Origin of the sequence: Kribbella sp. NPDC003557, from assembly GCF_040610805.1 — a bacterium.
In the GTDB taxonomy this organism is placed as follows: Bacteria; Actinomycetota; Actinomycetes; order Propionibacteriales; family Kribbellaceae; genus Kribbella.
This window is the reverse complement of record NZ_JBEXMY010000008.1, coordinates 16,973-37,523: the sequence shown is the minus strand read 5'-3', so window position 1 is coordinate 37,523 and position 20,551 is coordinate 16,973. Positions and strand designations below refer to the sequence as shown.

Genomic DNA, 20,551 nt, shown 5'->3' with positions numbered 1-20,551 from the left:
CCGACCAGTATTCCGGCGGCGCTGGCCGGCGTCGCCGGATTTATCACACGCCGAGCACCTGGCAGAGCAGATCGAGGGCGCCGGGGTACGCATGGTCGGGCGGCGTGCCGTAGCCGACGATCACCGCCTGGCGGGTGGCCGGCGTCGGGTCGAAGTGGTACGTCGAGAGCGACGCGAGGCCGAGGCCCTGGCGGGCCGCCCGGGTGACGATGTCCTCGGCATCACCGGCCACGTCGAGCAGCACGTGCAGTCCGGCCGAGATGCCGGCGACCTCGACGGTTGGTGCGCGGACCGCGAGCAGCTCGACCAGGCGGTCGCGGCGGCGCCGGTAATGCAGGCGGGACCGCCGGACGTGCCGGTCGTAGTGCCCGGAGGCGATGAACTCCGCGAGGACGAGCTGTTCGACGGTCGCGGTCTGGTAGTCGGCGGTCCGCTTCGCGGCGACGACCGGCTCGATCAGGCGCTGCGGCAGCACCATCCACGCCAGCCGCAGTCCGGGCGCGAGGCTCTTACTCGCCGTGCCGGTGTAGACGACGCGCTCCGGGTCGAGTGCCTGCAACGCCCCGACCGCCTGCCGGTCGTACCGGAACTCCCCGTCGTAGTCGTCCTCGATCAGCACCGCCCCCGACTCCCGCGCCCACTCGACCGCGGCCGTACGGCGTTCCGGCGCGAGCGGCACGCCCGTCGGCATCTGGTGGGCCGGCGTCAGCAGCACCCCCTGCCCGGTCAGCTGCGAGGTCTGCGCACCCAGCTCGTCGACGGGCACGGCGACCGCCTCCAGCCCACGGGCCCGGATGACGTCGCGATGCAGCCCGTACCCGAACTCCTCGACCGCCATCGTCGTCCCGCCGAGGTTCCGGACCACCTCGCTCAGCAGGCTCAGCGCCTGCACGTAGCCCGAACAGATCAGGATCCGCTCCGGGTCGGCCCGGACGCCGCGCGCCCTGGCGAGGTAGTCCGCGAGCACCGTCCGCAGCTCGATCCGGCCGCGCGGATCACCCAGCCCGAACGCCTCGTTCGGCGCCGAGGTCAGCGCCTTCCGGGCCGCCGCCAGCCACTCGGTGCGCGGGAACGTCGCCACGTCCGGCGCCCCCGGCGTCAGGTCGTACCGGAAGGTCCGGGCCTCAGGCAACAGAACCGCCGGCCCCGGCGGGACCGCGGCCCGGTTCGCGACCACCGTCCCGGACCCCTGCCGCGCGGTCAGCCATCCCTCCGCGACCAGCTGCCCGTACGCGTCGGCCACCGTGTTCCGCGCGATCCCGAGATCCTTCGCCAGCGAGCGCGACGACGGCAGCCGGGTGCCCGGCACCAGCCGCCCGCTCCGGATCGACTCGTGCAGCGCCCGCACCAGGTCGCCCCGGCCGCGCGCCGCACCGAGCTCCAGATGCAGGTCGGCTCCGGTCGAATTGGCCCCTGGATCCTCCATAGAAGTGGACCATACACCTGGGCCGATTCGGTCATAGGTTGGAGCACATGACAACGACGACGCGGCGGGTCAAGCTCGCCAACCTGGCGCCCGACTTCTACCAGGCGATGATCGAGCTGGACCGGGTGTCCGACACCGGGCTGGACCCGAAGCTCGCGCACCTGGTGCGGATCCGGGCCTCGCAGATCAACGGCTGTGCGTACTGCACGGACATGCACTCCCTCGACCTGCGGGAGCTCGGCGAGGACCAGCAGCAGCGGATCGCGCTGCTCCCGGTCTGGCGCGAGGCGCAGAAGTTCTACACCGAGCAGGAGAAGGCCGCGCTGCAGCTGACCGAGGCGATCACGCTGATCAGCGTCGACCACGTCCCGGACGACGTGTACCAGGTCGCGGCCGAGGCGTTCGACGAGAAGGACCTGGCGCGGCTGATCGCGTTGATCATCACGATCAACATGTGGACCCGGGTGGGGGTGACCGGGAGGATGGAGCCCGGTCACTACAAGCCGTGAGGTCGCATCGATGACTGCCGAACTGTTCAGGGCCCTGCACCACGTCCGGCCCGGCGACGCTCCCCTAGTCCTCCCCAACGCGTGGGACCCGGTGAGCGCGCGCCTGGTCGCCGAGGCCGGTTACGCCGCCGTGGCCACCAGCAGCGGCGCGGTCGCCCGCGTGCTCGGGTACGACGACGGGCAGCTGACCCCGCCGGACACGATGTTCGCCGCGGTCGCGCAGATCGCCCGCGCCGTCGACGTACCGGTGACGGCCGATATGGAGGCCGGGTACGGCCTGCCGCCCAAGGAGTTCGCCGAGCGGTTGCTGGAGACCGGCGCGGTCGGCTGCAACCTCGAGGACTCGGCCGGCGGCGCGCTGGTCGACGTCGCGCGACAGGCGGACTACCTGGCCGAGGTGCGGGCCGCCGCCGGGGCCGAGCTGGTGATCAACGCGCGCGTCGACACGTTCATCCGCCCGGTCGACGACCCGGTGGGTGAGGCCGTACGGCGCGGGCGCGAGTACCGCCGCGCCGGAGTCGACTGCGTCTACCCGATCCTCGCTCCGCTGGACCAACTGGCCCAGGTGGCCGAGGCGGTCGGCGGACCGATCAACGGCCACGCGAAGACCGGCGGCCCGACGCCGGCCGAACTCGCCGCGGCCGGCGCCACCCGCATCTCGTACGGCACGAGCGTGCACGACTACGTGATGGCGCAGCTGCGGGAGCTACTCCCCCGGCTGGGCTAGTCGTCGCAACGCGTAGACGAGCGCCCAGTCCTGGTCGTTCGCGAGCGGATCGGCGACGTGGGCGGGCTGGCCGTTGACGCAGCTCGGGTACACGAACGCGCAGGTCGCCGATCCGTCCGCGGCGAAGCTGACGAGGTTCGCGCGGAGAATCGCGTCCTCCGCGCGGTCCAGCCAGGCGGCCTGCTCGGGCGTCACGAGCTCGCGCGGCCAGGCGGCGTACACGACCGCGCTCAACGCGGACCAGTAGTGCGGGAAGACGTCGCCCCACAACCGCAGCCGGCCGAACCAGTAGCCGTCCCAGTGCCGGATCGGGACGTGCCGCAGCCGCACGTCCGGCTGGTCGGCGGCGAACGCGGTCAGCCACGGCAGACGACGGGTCAGCTCGGCGCCGTCGATCTCGTCCGGTGCGACCCGGTACGCCGAGACGAGCAGCTCGAGCAGCGGCGCGACCATCGACTGCTCGTAGTTGACCTCGTGCGGCGGCAGCTCGTCGCCGTAGGAGATGAAGGTCTTCGCGTGCCGGACGAGGTGGTCGTGCAGGCCGAGCTCGCTCAGCAGCGGGCCGAGGTCGAAGGCGAGGAAGTGGTCGCCGCCGAGTTCGTAGTACCGGTCGAGGATGCGGGTCGCCCCGGCGCGATCGCCCTGCCCGAGCAGGAAGCGGGCGAACCACGGGAAGTTGTACAGCCGGACGGCGTTCTGGTGGATGCTGTCGTCCTGGATCGTGCCCTGGTCGTCGAGCAGGTGGTCGCGGACGAACTGCTCGTACCCTGTCAGCGCCTCGTCCAGCTCGGCGCGGTCGCCCCAGCCGCGCTCGCGGACCTCCTGCAGGAGCAGCGCCATGCCGACGCGTTCGCGGGCGTCGGACCAGTCGCGCCACGCGCTCGACAGAACAGTCAGGCCGCTGTCGTCGTCGTACGGCACGAACGCATATTTGCGGCTGCCGTCGAGCTCCGGCCGGCGCTGACGGTCGAGGATGAAGCGGGCACGGCGCTCGGCGACGGTCCGGAGCGGTTCGTGGAAGAGGACCGCGATCCGTGCCGTGCGAGTGCCGTCCGTCGCCTCGACGTGCTGGACTCCCGGCGTGCCACCGGTCAGCTCGCTGGGAGCGATCCCGGTGAGCTGGAGGGTCTCACCCACCTCGGCAGCCAGACGCGGGGCGTCGATGAGCGGCGCGCGGTCGGCGTGGAACGCGGGCAGGTCGTCGTACCAGGCCAGCTGCCAGGTCCAGCGGTACGACTGATCGGGGTACAGGACCTTCGTCGGCTGGCCGCCCATCGCGTGCGGAGCGCGGGCGTGGTCGGTGACGTGGAGGTAGATGTGGCCGCGGATGTTGCTGCTCGTGCCGGGCTCGCGGGACTCGACCGAGTACGCCCAGAGCTCGCCCTCCTTCAGCTGCAGGCCGAGCCCCGGGCCGCTGCCGTCCATCGGCACCGCCCACACCCAGGCGTCCGCGCCGCCGGTCCAGACATGCGCGTGCACCGCGCCGGTGAGACTCTCGCGGCTCGACGTGTAGACGTCGCGGTACGGCGTACTCACCGCCAGCGAGCCGATCTCGACCGGATCGGCGCCGGTGTTGCGCAGCTCGTAGGTCTCCGTCCACTGCTCGCCGAACCGGCGGCCGACGCGCAGCTCCAGGTCGCCGAACCGGTACATCAGGTCGATGCCGCTGCTCCGCCACCGGGTGAACGCGGGGGCGTCGAAGCGGTGCGCGCCACGGTCGGTGATCACGAACCCCTTGCCCCAGGCGTGCAGGCTGTCGTGCACCACGCCGTCGTCCAGCAACACGCTGCGACCGTCCGGATGCAGCACCTGCGCGACGGACCCGTCGTCGGCGAGCCGGACCGTTCCGCGACCGAGATCAAAACTTTCCACGATGCGCCAACCTATCGATGTCGAGAACCACCGGGCGGCTCCGTCCCCCTGATGAGAACCGACCTCACGGACAGGAACCGACATGAACAAGCAGCAGATCGCCGAGATCCTCGCCAAGCCCTACGCCCAGCAGCTCCTGAACGGCCCCGAGCCGGCCCGCTTCGCCTACGACGGCCTCGACGGCGACCCGCGGGTCGTGCCGATCGGCTTCTGGGTCGAGGGCGACCAGCTCCGGATCGCCACCGCTCCGAAGGCCGCCAAGGTCGCAGCGCTCCGGAAGAACCCGAAGGTCGCGCTCACCATCGACACCGGCGCCTTCCCGCCCAAGGTGCTGCTGCTCCGCGGCACCGCCGAGGTGACCACCGTGCAGGGCGTCCCCGAGGGCTACCTGATCGCCGGCCACAAGGTCATGACCGACGAGCAGTACCCGTCCTGGGTGGAGGGTGTGAAGGCGCTGTACGACGAGATGGTCGTCATCACGATCACGCTCACGTGGGCCAAGCTGCTCGACTTCGAGACCACGATCCCGAAGGCCGTCGAGGACCTGGTCAAGGAGAAGAGCGCGAGCTGACCAGCTACGGCCAGATCGCCTCGAGCTCGGCGACGTCGAGACGTTCGATCGCGCAATCGGCTCCGGACGCGGTCAGAGTGAGCTCGAAGTGCCCCGGCTGGACGCAGGCCGTCAGCGAGGCCTCACCGTCGTTCGCGAACACCTCGACGGACGTCGTGTCCACCAGGATGTCGAGCTTGGTGAGCGGGGTGATCGTCGGCTGTTCACCGTCGAGGACGGCGATGCGGCCCGACGTCACCGTGACGCGCGTGCCGCAGATGTCGAACGCCAGCTCGCCGTCCGCCGGCACGGCCACATCGCAGGTGATGCGGAGCAACGGCCACGCCGTACCGATCCGCCACGGACTGTCCACCGACAACACCCGGGACGGCCAGGTGTGCCGGGTGCGCTCCAGACTTGCGAGCTCCGGCACCGGGGTGCGGAACATCCGCAGGCCGTCAGCGGTACGGTGCAGGGTCAGGTCGCAGGGGATGCTCACCTGCTGGTTGAACGGCATGTTCGGGTAGCGGCCGCCGCGCATCCACGCGACCTGGACACGGCGCGGGGCGGGATCGGCGGCCCAGCTCTGGGTGGCGTAGAAGTGCGGCCCGCCGTCGACCTGCAACTGCGAGGTCTCCTCGACGAACGCCTTCCCGTCGAAGCTGCCGACCGAGTAGCGGCCGTCGCCGCGCACGAGGACCCAGCGCGACTCGTCCGAGCCGGCGACCGGGAGCTCGAAGAAGTCCGGGCACTCGAAGCTGTCCGCGATCGAGCTGTCCAGCGCCTCCCAGTGCAGCAGGTCGCCGGAGCGCAGCAGCTGGTACCGGTCGTCGCCGTACAGCACCATCACCCACTGCGAGCGCCGGTGATCGCGGAACACCATCGGATCGCGCTCGGGCAGGTCCATGATCGGGTTGCCCGCGTAGTGCGTCCAGGTCCGCCCGCGGTCGAGGCTGTACGACGCGCACTGCGACCGGTTGTCGTTGCGCGACCAGAAGGCGACCATCGCCGGCTCGCCGCCGGGCTCGGCGAGCCCCGAGGTGTTGCCGACGTCGACGACGCAACTGCCCGACTGCACGCCGGTGTCGAGGTCCTCCTCGAAGAACGCCGGCTCGAGTTCTGTCCAGTGCACCAGGTCGTTGCTGACGGCATGGATCCAGCACTTGTTCCAGCGCTGCGCGAACAGGTGGTACTCGCCCTCATGGAAGACCAGGCCGTTCAGGTCGTTCAGCCAGCCCTCTTCACGCTCGACCGGGTTCAGCCGGTGCATGGCCCATTGCCGGGCCGTGAAGTGCAACTGCGGGCGCAGCGCTTCCCGGTACAGCGGGGGCTTCGTCGTGTCGATCGCCGGCGCCGGGCTCAGCGCGATGTCGCTCACGTCGACGTGGCTGTGGCCGGCCTCCGAGACGATCTCGAGGTGCGCCTCCTGGCCGAGCCGGTCGGTGAGGTCGAACGACGCCGGGTGCGGCTGTTCGGTGCCGCGGCCGGTCTCGGTGCGGACGATCTCGCCGTTCACGACCACGTTCAGGCAGGTCTTGTACTCGTAGTCGCCGCCGCTGATCCGGAAGTTCAGGTACGGCTGCGAGATGACGAACGGCGCCGAGACCGTTCGTCCCGGCGCGGATGTGGTCCAGGTCAGTGATTCCGGTGCCTCCATTGCGTGGACAGTACACCTGAGGTGGCACCTGATTCGCCCCGTGACCGGCCGGTGCGGCATGCTGGACGATGGCATACCAAACCCTGGAGAGGTCGATGGGCGAGAGTCGGGAATCCGAGACCGGGCGGGTGACGCGACAGCTGCGCGAGGAGATCCTGGACGGGGTGCGGCTGCCGGGTGAGCGGCTGGTCGAGCGGGAGCTGGCGGCCGCGCTGGACGTCAGCCGGGTGCCGGTGCGGGAGGCCTTGAAGGCGCTCGTCGGCGAAGGACTGGTGACGCTGCGGCCCCGGTCCTGGGCGGTGGTGCGGACGTTCACCGACTCCGACATCGCCGACCTCACCGAGGTCCGGTCGGCTTTCGAGCCGCTGACCTTCCGGCTCGCCGCGCAACGGCGTACCCGGGAAGGACTCGACCGTCTGCAAGCCGTGCTGGACGAGCAGTTCGCCGCGGCGCGGGCCGCGGACGCCGTCGCCGCACGGCGGAAGGCGGCCGACTTCCACGAGCTCGTGACCGAGCTCGCCTCCAACGAGCTGCTGGTCGAGATCGAGCGCCCGCTGCGCAGCCGGATGCGCTGGCTGCTGACCCAGCACGACGACCTGATCGCGGTCGCCGAGCAGCACCGGGAGCTGTTCAGCGCGATCGCCAACCGCGACATCGACGCGGCCGGGCGGCTCGCCACCGAGCACCTCGCGCAGTCCCGCAGCCTGTTCCGGAGCAGCCGCGGGACCGCGTGAGAGGGTCGACAGTTTTGGTATACCATTCGTCGCATGACCTCCTTGCTGCTTGCTGACGTGCGCCCGTGGGGCGGCGACCCGGTCGACGTGACGATCGTCGACGGCGTCATCTCGGACCTCTCCCCCACCGGGACCGGTGCACAGAGCGGCGCACAGACCGGCGAGCGGATCGACGGGCACGGGCTGCTCGCGCTGCCGGGGTTCGTGAACGCGCACGCGCACGTCGACAAGAGCTGGTGGGATCAGCCGTGGGTCTCGTACGGCGGGCAGCCGACCACGCAGGGCCGGATCGCCCACGAGCGCGCCGAGCGCGACAAGTACGGCATCCCGAGCGCGAGCGGCGCGAAGGCCGTGCTGCGTGAGTTCCTCCGGCACGGCACGACGGCCACCCGCACCCACATCGACGTCGACCTGGGGGTCGGGCTGCGCGGGATCGCCACCGTGCGCGAGGCCGCGGCCGCGCTCGACGGCGCGGTCGACGTGGAGATCGTGGCGTTCCCGCAGGACGGCGTCCTGCGGCGGCCCGGCGTCCTCGACCTGCTCGACCAGGCCGCGGCCGAAGGCGCGACGAGCATCGGCGGCCTGGACCCGGCCACGATCGACCGCGACCCGGTCGGCCAGCTGGACGCGCTGTTCGAGATCGCCGGCCGGCGCGAGGTCGGGATCGACATCCACCTGCACGACCGCGGCGACCTCGGCGGCTTCCAGTACGAGCTGATCGCCGAGCGCACCGTGCAGGCCGGTCTGCAGGGCAAGGTGAACGTGTCGCACGGGTTCGCGCTCGGCGAGCTGCCGCCGGCGCGACGGGCCGAGATGGTCGACCAACTCGGCGCGGCCGGGATCTCCTGGACGACGGTCGCCCCGCCGACCTCGGCGCCGTTGCCGTTCCGCGAGATGCTCGCGGCGGGCGTGGCACTCGGCCTCGGCACCGACGGCATCCGCGACCTGTGGTCGCCGTACGGCGACGGCGACCTGCTGCAGGTGGCCCGCGGTTTCGCCCGGCTGCACGGGCTCCGCACCGACGAGGACCTGACGTATGCCGTCGAGCTCGCGACGACGTACGGCGCCGCGTTCGTGCACCGCGAGAACCACGGTCTCACCGTCGGCGCGCGGGCCGACATCGTGCTGCTCGACGCCGAGAACGCGCCGGACGTGCTGGTGCGCGCACCGCGTCGCGAGCTCGTGATCGCCGGCGGGCAGGTCGTCGTCCGCGACGGCGAACTCCGGGTGTGAGTACCGGTACGGCGGTCGATCGGACGCTGGGCTCACTGCGGGACAACCGCGTCTTCCGGCTGTTCTGGTTCTCGAACCTGTTCTTCTTCGGCGGTGTGTGGACGCAGACACTCGTGCTCGGGTGGCTCGCATGGGAGACGACACACTCCGACTTCCTGGTCGCGGTCTACACGGCGGTGCGGCTGGCGCCGTTGCTGCTGGGGCCGTTCGCCGGTGCGTTCGCGGACCGGCACGACCGGGTGCGGCTGCTGATCATCGCGGCGTCCTGGGCATTGGTTGCCGTCGGCACCGTCGCCACCCTGGCCTCGCTCGGGAAGGCGTCGTACTGGGTGCTCGTGGTCGGCGGACTCGCGATCGGGCTCGCGCAGTCGCCGTCGCAGCCGGCCCGCGCCTCCCTGGTGATGGACCTGGTCGGCCGGCAGAACCTCAGCAACGCGAACGCGCTGAACTCGATGGCGCTCAACATGACGCAGGTGATCGGCCCCGCGATCGGCGGGCTGCTGATCACCGGGCTGGGCGCTCCGGCCGCCCTGTGGGTCTCGACCTTCTGGTACGCCGTCTCGCTGGTCGCGTTGCTGCCGTTGCGCGGCTACGGGCGCGTGGCCGGCACGCACGCGGGCTCGGCGATCCGGATGGTCACCAGCGGGCTGCGGGACATCGCCAGGAACCGGCTCGCCTCGACGGTGCTGCTGGTCACGCTGGCCGCGAACACGTTGCTGTGGCCGGTCGCCCAGTCCTTCATGCCGGTGTTCGCCCAGGAGTCGCTCGGCCTCGACGCGGCGGGACTCGGCTGGCTGCTCACCTGCGCCGGCGTCGGCGGCCTGACCGGGTCGCTGGTGATCGCCTGGCTCGGCGACTTCCGTTGCAAGGGCGGCATGTTCGTCGTCGGCACGGCGATCTGGGGCACGCTGTGGTCCCTGTTCGCGCTGTCCCACGACAGGGTCGTCGCGTTCGTCCTCACCGCCGCGATCGGGGTGATGAGCGCCGCGTTCGGCGTACTCCAGACGACGCTGCTCCTGATGACCACCGACGAGTCCCTGCACGGTCGCGCGCTGGGCGTCCAGGAGCTGGCGATCGGCATCATGCCGGTCGCGTCCCTCGCGCTGGGCGCCTTCGCCGAGCACTACGGCGTCAACATCACGACGTTCGTCAGCGCCGTCCTGCTGGTCCTGCTGGTCGCCGCGCTGGGCCTGTGGACTCCCGCGCTCCTGCGCTACAGCGGTTCGAACTACCGTGACTGATCGACCCGCGGCGGGAACCTTTCCCGCGCGCCCGACACGTACGGGGTGTCAGGCGAGATCGGAGGGTCGATGGGGGTTCAGGTAGTGGACGACGGGCCGAAGGTGGCGGCGTCGTCGGCGGCGTCCGACGGATCGCTGTGGGAACGCGCGGCGGACGGCGATTCCGAGGCGTTCGGGCAGCTGTACGACCGGCACGCGCAGGCGATCTACGGATTCCTGTACCGGCGGACCGGGTCGTGGAGCGATGCCGAGGACCTCACCTCCACGGTGTTCCTGCACGCCTGGCGGCGGCGCGCCGACGTGGTCCTCGACCGCGACTCGGCACTCCCCTGGCTGCTGCGCACCGCCGACTACACCGTCCGGAACGAGTGGCGCGCCAAGCTCCGGTACCGCCGGGCGCTCGCGGCGGCGCATGTGCTGGTCCACGACGTCCGCGACCACGCCGACGACGTCGCCGGCCGGCTCGACGACGACCGCCGGATCGAGCAGGCCCGGCAGTCGCTGCGGCGCCTCCCGAAACACGAACGCGAGATCGTCGAGCTCTGCATCTGGGCGGGCCTCGACCAGCAGGCCGCGGCGGTCGCCCTCGACGTACCGCTCGGCACCGTCAAGTCCCGGCTGTCGCGGGCCCGTAAGCACCTGCGCGAACTCAATCTTCTTTCCCCGATGGAGTCACCGGCATGATCACCTCTCCTCCGGACCTGCGCCCGGAAACCCGCGAACGGCAGCGGGCCGAGCTGACCGCGATCGTCGCCCACGAGGCGGCCCGCAAGCCGCGCGGCCGCGTCGTACCGCTGCTGGCCGCGGCGGCCGTCCTCGCCGTGACGGCCGGCCTCGCGTTCGGCGTACCGGCACTGCGCCGTGACGACGGACAGGCTCCCGCGAAGCAGCCGCCGCAGACGGTGGCACCTTTGAACGAGACCGACAAGGCGCGGTTCGCGAAGCTCTGCGCGCAGACTCGCCAACTGTCGGGGCATACCCCGGAATCGGTGCGCTACCAGGTCCTCGACGGGTTCCGGTTCACGAACCCTCCGGCGGACGCGTACACGACGTCCTGGGTGGTCATCAAGCAGTTCGGTCTGTGGACCACGTGCGGGCTGGACGCGAAGGGCGCCGTCGAACAGGTCCTTCCGCAGGGCGTCAACCAGGACCTGTACCGCGCGGTCGAGCCCCGGATGATCGGCGCCGGCGCGTACGCCGCGCACATCAAGCGCATCACGGTTGCTGTCGGCAACCAGGAGCCGGTCGAGGCGGTGTTGCGGAACGGCTACTTCTACACCGCGGTCCCGTACCTCCAGGTCCGCGGCCCGCACGCCGACTCCGCCCGCCGCGTGTACGTCGTCCGCGGGTACGACGCGACGGGCAAGCTCGTGTACACCAGCCCGAGGACCGACGGCGAGGCCGCGGCCCTCAGCAAGGCGTGCTACCTCGACCCGAACGGCAAACTCTCCGTCTGGCAGAGCGACAACCCGCACCCCGACCCGAAGACCTGCCGCCAGGGCTACTTCTGGAACTACGGGCCGAACTAACGGACCACGACGCTGGACTCCGCGGTGAGCGCGAGGAACGTCAGCGACTCCTGCAGGTACAGCTGCACGGTGTCGGCGTCGTGGGAGAGGTATCCGATCGACAGGTCCTGCCCGAGGTGCAGCTCGTAGTCGCCGCCGCGGGTCGACACCAGCAAGGCACCCTCGAGAGCGGGCGCCCAGATGATCTCGCCGTCGCCGATCAGCCGGGCCAGATGCTCGCGGATCGGGTAGCCGTGGTCGGTGGTCTCCGCGACCGCGGTGTAGGTGTCGGCGGACAGCAGCAGGCTGTACGGACCGTTCACCCCGGCCAGGCGGAGCGCGCGCAGGGCCTGGGCGACCGTGTCCGGCAGCTCGCGCGGGTCCGGCGGGAGCGTGAGAACCGGGTTCGAGGTGCTCGGCGCGAGGCCGACGATTCCGGCGGCGCCGGAGCCGTGGAAGACCAGGTGGTCCTCGGCGTACGCGATCTGCTTCGCGGCGTCCTTCACCGGTTGCCAGTCCGAGTCCTTCGCGCCGCGCTCCACGTCGTCGACGGCCTGCCGCGAGACGGTGAACGGAACCCGCAGCTCGATGATCGGCTGCGAGGTCCGGCGGAGCGCGAGCACGCCGTCGCCCGGTGCCTCGACCGGTTCGGTGTGGCCGGTGCCGACCGAGGACAGTCCCGGACCGGCCGGGCCGACGAGGTCGACGACGCGGCGGCCGGCGATGTCGCGGGTGAAGGTGCGCCGGGCCTCCTCCTCGATCTCGCCCCACGCGGCGTCCGAGACCGGGGCGAGTTCGCGGTGCAGGTTGTTGGTCATGCGTGACTCCTTTTCAGGCTGCCGATGCCCAGCGAGCCGTCCGCGCTGGTGGTGGCCGGCCGGGTGCCGGCGGATGCGAGGAAGTCCGCGGGCGGCACGAAGAACAGGCTGCCGGTGACCGCGGTCGAGAAGTCGAGGATCCGGTCGTGGTTGCCGGGCGGCTCGCCGACGAACATCCGGCGCAGCATCCGCTCGATCACGTCCGGGGTCCCGGCGTACCCGATGAAGTAGGTGCCGAACTCGGCGGATCCGGGCGCGCCGAAGGCCATGTTCTCGCGGACGATCTGCCGCTCGGTGCCGTCCGGGTCGACGATCGTGGTGACCGCGACGTGCGAGTTCGCGGGCTGGTCGGCCGCGGGCAGCTCGACGTCGCTGAGTTTCGCCCGGCCGATCACCCGCTCCTGCTCGGCGACCGGCAAGGCCTGCCACGCGTCGAGGTCGTGCAGGTACTTCTGCACGATCACGTAGCTGCCCCCGGCGTACGCCGGATCCTCGGCGCCGATCGTGACGGCGGCGACCGCCTCCGCGCCGGACGGGTTCTCGGTGCCGTCGACGAAGCCGAGCAGGTCGCGCTGGTCGAAGTACTTGAAGCCGTGCACCTCGTCGCGGAGCTTCACGTGGCCGGCGAGCCGGGCCATCACCTGGCGGGCGAGCTCGAAGCACAGGTCGAGGCTCCGGGCGCGCAGGTGGAGTAGCAGGTCGCCGTGCGTCGCCGGGGCGGTGTGCCGCGCGCCGGCCACCCCGCGGAACGGGTGCAGGCCGCGCGGCGCCGGCAGGGAGTAGAGCCGGCGCCACAGGGACGCGCCGATCCCGGCCACACAGCTGAGCTGGTCGTCCGGCACCCGGAATCCGACCGCGCGGGTCAGTCCGGCGAGGTCCGCCAGCACGTCCCGCGCGACGCTCTCGGAACCAGGACGCACGTCGAGGACGAGGAAGATCGCTGCCTTGGCAGGCTCCCGCAGTACCTCCTGGACCATGGCGTCAGGACCACCACTTGCCGCTCTGCGCCAGGGCGTCCGCCGTCAGGTGCGTGGTGTCGAGGGCGTCCAGGCCGGCGACCTGCGCGTCGTCCAGCTCGAAGCCGAAGACGTCGAAGTTCTCGACGATCCGGTCCTGGTGGATCGACTTCGGGATCACCGAGAGACCCTTCTGGATCGCCCAGCGGATCAGGACCTGCGCGGGTGTCCGGCCGGTCGCGTCGGCGATCCGCGCGATGACCGGGTCGTCGAGGTGCCGGCCGGTGCCGAGCGGGCTGTACGCCTGCACGACGACGCCGGCCTCCTCACAGGCCTCGACGAGTCCCTTGCGGTACTCGAACGGGCTGAACAGGACCTGGTTCGCGACCGGCTGGATCCGGGCGATCTTCTGCAGCTCGGCCAGCTCGGCGGCGCTGAAGTTCGAGATGCCGATGCCCTTGGTGAGCCCGGCGTCGACGGCGGCCTCCATCGCCGGCCAGGCCCACGTCGGCCCGCCCTGCGGCCAGTGGATCAGGTACAGGTCGAGGTAGTCGGTGCCGAGCCGTTCGAGGCTCTTCTCCGCCTCCACCCGCGCGTCCTTGCCGCCCGGGTAGAACTTCGTGGTCAGGAAGATCTCCTCGCGCGGGATGCCGCTGTCCCGGATCGCCTTCCCGACGCTGGCCTCGTTGCGGTAGGCCTGCGCCGTGTCGATCAGCCGGTAGCCGGCCTCGAGCGCCCACCGGACGGCGCGCTCACACTCCTCGCCGTCGTCCACCTGCCAGACCCCGAGGCCGAGCACCGGGATCTCAGTTCCGTTCGACAGTTGCCGGGTCTTCGCGCTCATGCACTTCTTCTACCACGCCGCGGCCGGATTCCGGAGGTGTTCTCGGGCTCCGATCGGCAGCTCCGCCAGCAGCTCGGTCAACAGCTCCGTCAACAGCTCCGTCAGCAGCTTCGTCAGCGGCTCCCGCCTGCGCGTCCGGTCGCCGGACCGGTCATGCCCTCGAAGGTCTTGCCGTTGGCGAGCCGGGCCTGCAGTCCGGTGACGGTCGTACCGCGTACGAGCGGGACGGCGACGGGTGAGGTGACCGCCTGGCGGCCACGGTTCGTCCGGAGCACCAGGCCGGTGACGTGGCGGCTGCCGGCGGCCAGGACGTAGCTCTGCCGGGTCGGAGCCCGCCATACGGTCGCGGCGGCGATGTTCTGGGAGAAGCGGCTGCAGGCGCTGGTGCCGACGGAGGTGCCCACCGGAACGGCCGGGCCGGACGGCGGTTCGAGGCGCACCGTCGCCAGCCCCTGACCGGACCAGGCGTCGACGCGCAGACACGACCACCGCGCCGTCCCGCCGGTCGGCAGCTTCTGCTCGGCGAACGCCCAGTTGTTGATCAGCCGCGTGCCCGCGTCGTGCCAGCCGTCGAGTGTGCAGGCGTGCAGCGCCCACGAGATCCGCGCCTCGGTGCTCAGCACCTCTCGCGGTGACCGTGCGGTGCCGTCGGCGGGCAGCGGCATGTAGGTCAGGTGCGCCGGAACCAGGTTGCCGAGATCGGCCAGCACGAACGCGTGCTTCTCGGCGACGGCGGGCGAGCTGCGCAACTCGAGCACGAAACGGCTGCGGCACCCGGCGCCGCCACCCGGGACCGCGGCCGTCAAGCCACCCGCGACCTCCAGCGGACGCGAGGTGCCGGCGGGTACGGCGAGATCGCGCACCGCGGCGGCTGCGATCCACGGCGCCAGGACGTACCGCGTTCCCTGCGGGGTCCGGCTGACGGCGATCGCGGCCGAGGTCATCAGGTCCGCGGAGTCCACCCGGTCCAGGCGCAGGCTCTGCGCTCCGCCGACCTCCGTGTAGCGTCCGACCCGCGTCCCGTCGTACACAAGCACCACGACGGCGCCGGCCACGCGACCCGCGTACAGCAGGGCGGGCGGCTCGGCCGGAGCCACTGGTGACGTCCCCGGTGCCGTGGTCACCTGCTTGCCCTGCTGCCAGAACTGCCAGACACGGCTCTGGATCTGGGTGTCGCCGGCAAGCTCCCCGCGCGGCGACCACGCGGCGAAGTCGAGCTTCGACGTGCTCCGCCACAGATTCGCCGGGGCGGCTCTGAAACCGGCGGTGACCGTCTGCGACTCGACACTCGACCCGGTGGGGCGGCTCGACGTGACCTCGGCCGGATCGTGCGACACACCCCACGCGACGAGACAGCCCGCGATCAGTATCAGCGGCAGCGCGAGCACGAGCCGCGATCGCGACCGGTTCCACTCCGGCGCCAGCTTGACCGCACACGGGTCGAAGAGCTGCTCCGGCGGCAACGCGACGTGACCGGCGGCCGACAGGACGGCGGTCGTGTCGGCGACACCGGCCGCGGCCAGGATCCGCCGTACGGCGTCGTCGTCGAGCCCGGCGCGCTGTCGCAGCGCCCAGGCCACCCGCACCTCCGGCGGCTCGCGGTGCAGCGCCTCCTCCAGTTGGAGGGGCTCGGGCGCGTCCGTCATCGGGAAGAACCGCAGGCCGCGGATGCGCACCCGTTGCCGGGCGTCGCCCGCGCTCAGCGCCGCCTTGACGACGAGGCCGAACAGCTCCGCCGGCGGGACCTGGGCAACAGCTCGCTCGACCTGGCGCGGCAACCGCTGGACGACGGCGTGCGCGACCAGCACCCGCCGGTGCCGGCCCAGCCGGACAGGCGTGGCCTGGAAAGCGACGTAGACCAGCTCGTCGTACAGCTCACCGACCAGATTCTCCGCGTGACCACGGCGCATGGCGCATCTTCCTGTCAGCCCCGTATCGCTCGGACCCACTCACAACGAGTAGTCATCGGTGGCGTTACGGAACTGCGGAGTTCCTACAGCTTGTTGGCGTGTCGGATCACGTCGACGACGTCGGCCATCATGCCGGTGAGGTCGTAGTCCTTCGGCGTGTAGACCGCGGCCACTCCGGCGGCGCGCAGCGCCTTGGCGTCGGCATCGGGGACGATGCCGCCGACCACGACCGGGACGTCCTCGAGGCCCGCCTCGCGCAGACCCTCGACGACCTGCGGGACCAGCTCCATATGGGAGCCGGACAGGATCGACAGGCCGACGCAGTGCACGTCCTCGGCGACCGCGGCGGCGACGATCTGCTCCGGGGTGAGGCGGATGCCTTGGTAGATGACCTCGAAGCCGACGTCGCGGGCCCGGACCGCGACCTGCTCGGCGCCGTTCGAGTGGCCGTCCAAACCGGGCTTACCGACCAGCAGCCGGAGCCGGCCGCCGAGCTCCGTGGAGGTCCCGGCCACCTTCTGCCGGACAGCGGCGATCTCGGCGCCACCACCGGACACGCCGACCGATCCGCTGACCCCGGTCGGTGCCCGGTACTCGCCGTACATCTCGCGCAGCACACCGGCCCACTCCCCGGTCGTCACCCCGGCGCGAGCGCACTCCAGCGTGACGGGCATCAGGTTGTCGGTCGTCTTGGCCGCCGCGCGCAGCTTCGACAGAGCAGCCTCGACGGCGGTCGCGTCCCGTTCGGCGCGCCATGTGCGCAGCGACTCCAGCGCTGCTGCCTCGGCCGCGGGGTCCACTGTCTGGATCGCGGTGTCCAGGTCGGCGGTCAGCGGGGACGGCTCGGTGTTCTCGAACTTGTTCACGCCGACGACGACCTGCTCACCGGACTCGATCCGCTGCCGCCGCTCGGCGTGCGACGCGACCAGCGCCTGCTTCAGGTACCCGCTCTCGACGGCCGCGACCGCGCCGCCCATCGCCTGGACCCGGTCGATCTCCTCGCGCGCCCCGTCGACCAGCTCGGACACCTTCGCCTCGATGACGTGCGAGCCGTCGAAGATGTCGTCGTACTCGAGCAGGTCGGACTCGTAGGCCAGCACCTGCTGCATCCGCAAAGACCACTGCTGGTCCCACGGGCGCGGCAACCCGAGCGCCTCGTTCCACGCCGGCAGCTGGACGGCCCGGGCCCGCGCGTTCTTCGACAGCGTCACGCCGAGCATCTCGAGCACGATCCGCTGCACGTTGTTCTCCGGCTGCGCCTCGGTCAGCCCGAGCGAGTTCACCTGGACGCCGTAGCGCAGCCGGCGCGCCTTCGGGTCCGTGACGCCGTACCGCTGTGAGGTCAACGAGTCCCACAGCTCGACGAAGGCGCGCATCTTGCACGTCTCCTCGATGAACCGCACCCCGGCGTTCACGAAGAACGAGATCCGCTGCACCACGTCCCCGAACCGCTCCGGCGGCACCTGCCCGCCGTCGCGGACCCGGTCGAGGACGGCGATCGCGGTGGACAGCGCGAACGCGAGCTCCTGCACCGGCGTCGCGCCGGCCTCCTGCAGGTGGTAGCTGCAGATGTTGATCGGGTTCCACTTCGGCATGTCCGCGACCGTGTAGGCGATCAGGTCGGTGGTCAGCCGCAGCGAGGCGTCCGGCGGGAACGCGTACGTGCCGCGGGACAGATACTCCTTGACGATGTCGTTCTGCGTGGTGCCGGTCAGCTCGGCCGGCGACGCGCCCTGCTCCTGCGCGGCCACCTGGTAGAGCGCGAGCAGCCACATCGCGGTCGCGTTGATGGTCATCGACGTGTTCATCTGCGCCAGCGGGATCCGGTCGAACAACGCCCGGACGTCGCCGAGGTGCGCGACCGGTACGCCGACCTTGCCGACCTCACCCTTCGCGAGCGGGTGGTCCGCGTCGTACCCGGTCTGGGTGGGCAGGTCGAACGCGACCGACAGTCCGGTCTGGCCCTTCGCGAGGTTCCGGCGGAACAGCGCGTTGGACTCCGCCGCGGACGAGTGGCCCGCGTACGTCCGCATCACCCAGGGTCGATCCTTGTCGGTCGCCATGTACCCGAGAGTAGGACTCTGTGCCCTTGTGAGTCCGCTCCTCGTGACTGGCGTCACCAGGGGTGTGGGTCACATTCAGGCGCTGATCGGCAGGGGTGTCCGCTCGACGTTGAGGACGCGGTGCAGGCGGGTGACCGCGAGGATGCGCACCACCGACGGCATCGGGTGCCAGAGGACCAGTTGCCGGCCGAGCGACTGGGTGCGGCGATGGGTCGCGACCAGCAGTCCGAGGCCGGTCGCGTCGACCGCGTCGACCTCCTCCAGGTCGACGATCACGTCGCCGTCGGAGGTGTCGATCAGGTCGTTGAGAGTTTGACGGACGTCGCCCACCGAGCGCACGTCCAGGATGCCGGTCAGGTGTACGACGTTGTCCTGCTTGCTGTGGGTCGGTGCGAGCATGTCCGTGCCCTCCGCTCTTCCGGCGGCCCCCGAGGTGTCCATCGGCCGCGTGACAGCGCTTGTGTTCGTAAAGACTCCCCGGAGACACGGAAGGTTGCCAAGACCTCGCGATCTTTTGTTTCGCGCGACAATGGTGTCCGTGTTCGCCGAGCAGTACTTCCTCTTCCCGGTCGTGGCCATCGCGTTGGCCGGTGTGATGGTCCTGCTCTGCCGCTGGGCGTTCTCGAAGGCGAAGGGCGGGTCGCTGGTGCGTCGCGTCGACCACCGCCCGGCCGAGCGGGACGCGTTCGGCCTGCTCGTCGACATCCGCACCGTGGCGAACTACAACGAGGCCCGCGTGCTGGTCAGCCGGCTGCGGACCTTCGGCATCAAGGCGACCGCGGCCCGCACCACCGACGGCTGGACGGTGTACGTCTGGCCGCAGGACGAGGCCGCCGCCCGCGGTCTCCTCGACGCTCCCTGAGACAGCGTGTCCACCTGAGAGCGATCTCAGGCGTCACTCCACCATGACGTCCGAAGCTGGGGTCGCGTTTCCGTACCAGAATCCACCGTGGCGCGATGCCGTCCCCGTCACCGACGACGCCCGGGCGCTGGAGGCGTCGGTCCGCGAGCCGGAGCGGTTCGCGGTGATCTTCGACCGGTACTTCGGCCAGGTGCACTCCTACGTCGCCCGCCGGCTGGGGACCGACGTCGCCGACGACCTGGCGGCCGAGACGTTCCTGATCGCGTTCCGGCAGCGGGAGCGGTTCGACCGGCGCAGCGGGGCGGTCCGGGCCTGGCTGTACGGGATCGCGACCAATCTCATCCGCCGGCACCGGCGCGACGAGGTCCGGGCGTGGCGCGCCGCGGCGAAGCTGCCGGCACCCGTACCGGCGGCAGCACACGAGGACCGGGTGACCGCGCAGGTGACGGCCCAGGGCGCGTCCCGCGAGCTGGCCGCCGCGCTGGCGAAGCTGAACGCGAAGGACCGGGAGGTGTTGCTGCTGGTCGCCCTCGGACAGCTGACGTACGACGAGGTCGCGGCCGCGCTGGGCATCGCGTACGGCACAGTGTGTTCGCGACTGTCCCGTGCACGCCGGGCGGTACGGGCAGCCGTCACGAACCCTTCGGAGGACGCGTCGTGAACGAGTTCGACGTACTGCGGAAGGCCTTTCCGGAGCAGGAGCCGCCGACTCCCGAGGCGGCGCAGGACGCGCGCCGCCAGTTGCAGGAGCTGATGCACAAGCCGCGCGTGTCCATGGTCCGGACCGGCTGGCTCGGGACTGCGATCACGGCAACCACCGCGTTGGTGGCCGTGGCGGGGCTGGGCGGGGCACTGCTGGTCGGGCGTGGCGACGACGGGAACGTACCGAGCGGGCCGACGACCACGACCGCGCCAAAGCTCGCCACCGCGGCCGAGGTGCTGATCGCGGTCGCCGTACGGCAGGAGAAGGACGAGAAGGTGTCCGGGACGTACTTCCGGGTGCGGAGCCTGCAGGTGACGACCGGGAAGTACGCGCGGCGGTCGATCACCGAGAGCTGGATGCCGATGAAGCCGGGCGTCGCCTCGTGGTTCGGCTGGGTGGATCTGGCCCGGAAGACCGAGCCGGTGGTGAACAAGATGTCGTTCCGCGACGTGCCGCCCGGCTACTTCCTGGGCGAGAAGCCGTTGAGCGCCAAGCAGATCGCCGCGCTGCCGACCGACCCCGCACTGCTCGCCCAGGTGCTCACCAGGACGACCGGGCAGGACCTGTCCGGCGCCGACCGGGACTACGCCGTGTTCGCCGCCGCCGGGCGGCTGCTGTTCGAGATGCCGTCACCGCCCAAGCTCCGCGGCGCGGCCCTGCGGGTGCTCGCCGGTCTGCCGGGGACCCGGATCCGCACCGGCATCAAGGACCCGATCGGCCGCGTCGGCACCGAGGTCAGCATCGCGGCCGTCAAGCCGAGTGCTACGCGGACCAGCCTGTTCTGGAGCGGCGCGACGTACATCATCGACCCGGCCACCGGGCGCCTGCTCAGCTCCACGATCCGCGGGCCGAAGACGGGCTCCACCGTCGTCCTCGAGTCCGGCTGGACCGACGACGAGCCGACCCCACCTTCCACCGCTGTGCGGTAGCCGGCCTTT

20 protein-coding genes are annotated in these 20,551 nt (G+C 71.2%); 11 read left to right on the top strand and 9 right to left on the bottom strand.

The genetic code is table 11. The features are described from left to right. Positions 1–43: 43 nt before the first annotated feature. On the bottom strand, positions 44–1,426 hold the full coding sequence (locus ABZW60_RS31710) for a PLP-dependent aminotransferase family protein (protein WP_355483086.1): 1,383 nt from the start codon (positions 1,424–1,426) through the stop codon (positions 44–46). A 47-nt stretch (positions 1,427–1,473) separates the two neighbouring features. Here ABZW60_RS31710 and ABZW60_RS31705 point away from each other — a divergent pair, with 47 nt between their 5' ends. Both ABZW60_RS31705 and ABZW60_RS31700 read left to right on the top strand, forming a co-directional pair. Further along, entirely contained in the window at positions 1,474–1,935 is a 462-nt protein-coding gene (locus ABZW60_RS31705) for a carboxymuconolactone decarboxylase family protein (RefSeq protein WP_355483084.1), read from the top strand. Positions 1,936–1,945: 10 nt separating this feature from the next. After that, complete coding sequence (locus tag ABZW60_RS31700) at positions 1,946–2,662, top strand: isocitrate lyase/phosphoenolpyruvate mutase family protein (RefSeq protein WP_355483082.1); 717 nt, start codon at positions 1,946–1,948, stop codon at positions 2,660–2,662. Here the strand turns inward: ABZW60_RS31700 and ABZW60_RS31695 are convergent. Next, complete coding sequence (locus ABZW60_RS31695) at positions 2,642–4,534, bottom strand: hypothetical protein (RefSeq protein ID WP_355483080.1); 1,893 nt, start codon at positions 4,532–4,534, stop codon at positions 2,642–2,644. The two genes, ABZW60_RS31700 and ABZW60_RS31695, sit on opposite strands and share 21 nt — an antisense overlap. Before the next feature lie 82 nt (positions 4,535–4,616). Here ABZW60_RS31695 and ABZW60_RS31690 point away from each other — a divergent pair, with 82 nt between their 5' ends. Next, on the top strand, positions 4,617–5,105 hold the full coding sequence (locus tag ABZW60_RS31690; RefSeq protein WP_355483078.1) for a pyridoxamine 5'-phosphate oxidase family protein: 489 nt from the start codon (positions 4,617–4,619) through the stop codon (positions 5,103–5,105). 4 nt (positions 5,106–5,109) lie between these two features. Here the strand turns inward: ABZW60_RS31690 and ABZW60_RS31685 are convergent, their stop codons facing one another. Further along, the gene (locus tag ABZW60_RS31685) at positions 5,110–6,741 is read right to left on the bottom strand and encodes a glycoside hydrolase family 32 protein (protein ID WP_355483075.1); all 1,632 of its coding nucleotides are present in this window, start codon (positions 6,739–6,741) and stop codon (positions 5,110–5,112) included. Between the two features lie 95 nt (positions 6,742–6,836). Between ABZW60_RS31685 and ABZW60_RS31680 the strand changes: the two genes are divergently transcribed. From ABZW60_RS31680 to ABZW60_RS31660, 5 genes are all read left to right on the top strand, one after another. Next, positions 6,837–7,475 carry a GntR family transcriptional regulator gene (locus ABZW60_RS31680; RefSeq protein WP_355483073.1) on the top strand — a complete coding sequence of 213 codons (639 nt, stop codon included), beginning with the start codon at positions 6,837–6,839 and terminating at the stop codon, positions 7,473–7,475. 33 nt (positions 7,476–7,508) lie between these two features. Continuing rightward, a complete protein-coding gene (locus ABZW60_RS31675) occupies positions 7,509–8,708 on the top strand; it encodes an amidohydrolase (RefSeq protein ID WP_355483071.1) in 1,200 nt (399 codons plus the stop codon). After that, positions 8,705–9,949 carry an MFS transporter gene (locus ABZW60_RS31670; RefSeq protein ID WP_355483069.1) on the top strand — a complete coding sequence of 415 codons (1,245 nt, stop codon included), beginning with the start codon at positions 8,705–8,707 and terminating at the stop codon, positions 9,947–9,949. The genes ABZW60_RS31675 and ABZW60_RS31670 overlap by 4 nt, the downstream gene beginning before the upstream one ends. 69 nt (positions 9,950–10,018) lie before the next feature. Next, positions 10,019–10,633 carry a sigma-70 family RNA polymerase sigma factor gene (locus ABZW60_RS31665; protein WP_355483067.1) on the top strand — a complete coding sequence of 205 codons (615 nt, stop codon included), beginning with the start codon at positions 10,019–10,021 and terminating at the stop codon, positions 10,631–10,633. Next, a complete protein-coding gene (locus tag ABZW60_RS31660; protein ID WP_355483065.1) occupies positions 10,630–11,478 on the top strand; it encodes a hypothetical protein in 849 nt (282 codons plus the stop codon). The genes ABZW60_RS31665 and ABZW60_RS31660 overlap by 4 nt, the downstream gene beginning before the upstream one ends. Here the strand turns inward: ABZW60_RS31660 and ABZW60_RS31655 are convergent. The 6 genes from ABZW60_RS31655 to ABZW60_RS31630 all read right to left on the bottom strand — a co-directional run bounded on the left by ABZW60_RS31655 (position 11,475) and on the right by ABZW60_RS31630 (position 18,447). Continuing rightward, the gene (locus ABZW60_RS31655; protein ID WP_355483063.1) at positions 11,475–12,275 is read right to left on the bottom strand and encodes a family 1 encapsulin nanocompartment shell protein; all 801 of its coding nucleotides are present in this window, start codon (positions 12,273–12,275) and stop codon (positions 11,475–11,477) included. The two genes, ABZW60_RS31660 and ABZW60_RS31655, sit on opposite strands and share 4 nt — an antisense overlap. Beyond that, positions 12,272–13,252: a Dyp-type peroxidase gene (locus tag ABZW60_RS31650; RefSeq protein WP_355483061.1), complete on the bottom strand. Its 981-nt coding sequence runs from the start codon at positions 13,250–13,252 to the stop codon at positions 12,272–12,274. The genes ABZW60_RS31655 and ABZW60_RS31650 overlap by 4 nt, the downstream gene beginning before the upstream one ends. A 4-nt stretch (positions 13,253–13,256) precedes the next feature. Then, positions 13,257–14,075, bottom strand: coding sequence for an aldo/keto reductase (locus ABZW60_RS31645; RefSeq protein WP_355483059.1), 819 nt, complete (start codon positions 14,073–14,075; stop codon positions 13,257–13,259). Positions 14,076–14,188: 113 nt separating this feature from the next. Continuing rightward, positions 14,189–15,985: a hypothetical protein gene (locus tag ABZW60_RS31640; RefSeq protein ID WP_355483057.1), complete on the bottom strand. Its 1,797-nt coding sequence runs from the start codon at positions 15,983–15,985 to the stop codon at positions 14,189–14,191. Positions 15,986–16,068: 83 nt separating this feature from the next. Beyond that, positions 16,069–18,048 (bottom strand): protein meaA, encoded by a 1,980-nt coding sequence (locus tag ABZW60_RS31635; RefSeq protein ID WP_355483055.1) that lies wholly within the window; start codon positions 18,046–18,048, stop codon positions 16,069–16,071. 75 nt (positions 18,049–18,123) lie between these two features. Next, positions 18,124–18,447 carry an STAS domain-containing protein gene (locus ABZW60_RS31630; protein ID WP_355483053.1) on the bottom strand — a complete coding sequence of 108 codons (324 nt, stop codon included), beginning with the start codon at positions 18,445–18,447 and terminating at the stop codon, positions 18,124–18,126. 130 nt (positions 18,448–18,577) lie between these two features. Here ABZW60_RS31630 and ABZW60_RS31625 point away from each other — a divergent pair, with 130 nt between their 5' ends. Genes ABZW60_RS31625 through ABZW60_RS31615 form a run of 3 tightly spaced genes read left to right on the top strand, consistent with a single transcriptional unit; the run spans position 18,578 to position 20,542 of the window. Further along, the gene (locus ABZW60_RS31625; RefSeq protein WP_355483051.1) at positions 18,578–18,910 is read left to right on the top strand and encodes a hypothetical protein; all 333 of its coding nucleotides are present in this window, start codon (positions 18,578–18,580) and stop codon (positions 18,908–18,910) included. A 43-nt stretch (positions 18,911–18,953) separates the two neighbouring features. Continuing rightward, positions 18,954–19,571 carry an RNA polymerase sigma factor gene (locus tag ABZW60_RS31620; RefSeq protein ID WP_355483049.1) on the top strand — a complete coding sequence of 206 codons (618 nt, stop codon included), beginning with the start codon at positions 18,954–18,956 and terminating at the stop codon, positions 19,569–19,571. Continuing rightward, positions 19,568–20,542 (top strand): CU044_5270 family protein, encoded by a 975-nt coding sequence (locus tag ABZW60_RS31615; protein ID WP_355483047.1) that lies wholly within the window; start codon positions 19,568–19,570, stop codon positions 20,540–20,542. The genes ABZW60_RS31620 and ABZW60_RS31615 overlap by 4 nt, the downstream gene beginning before the upstream one ends. The last annotated feature ends 9 nt before the right edge of the window (positions 20,543–20,551 follow it).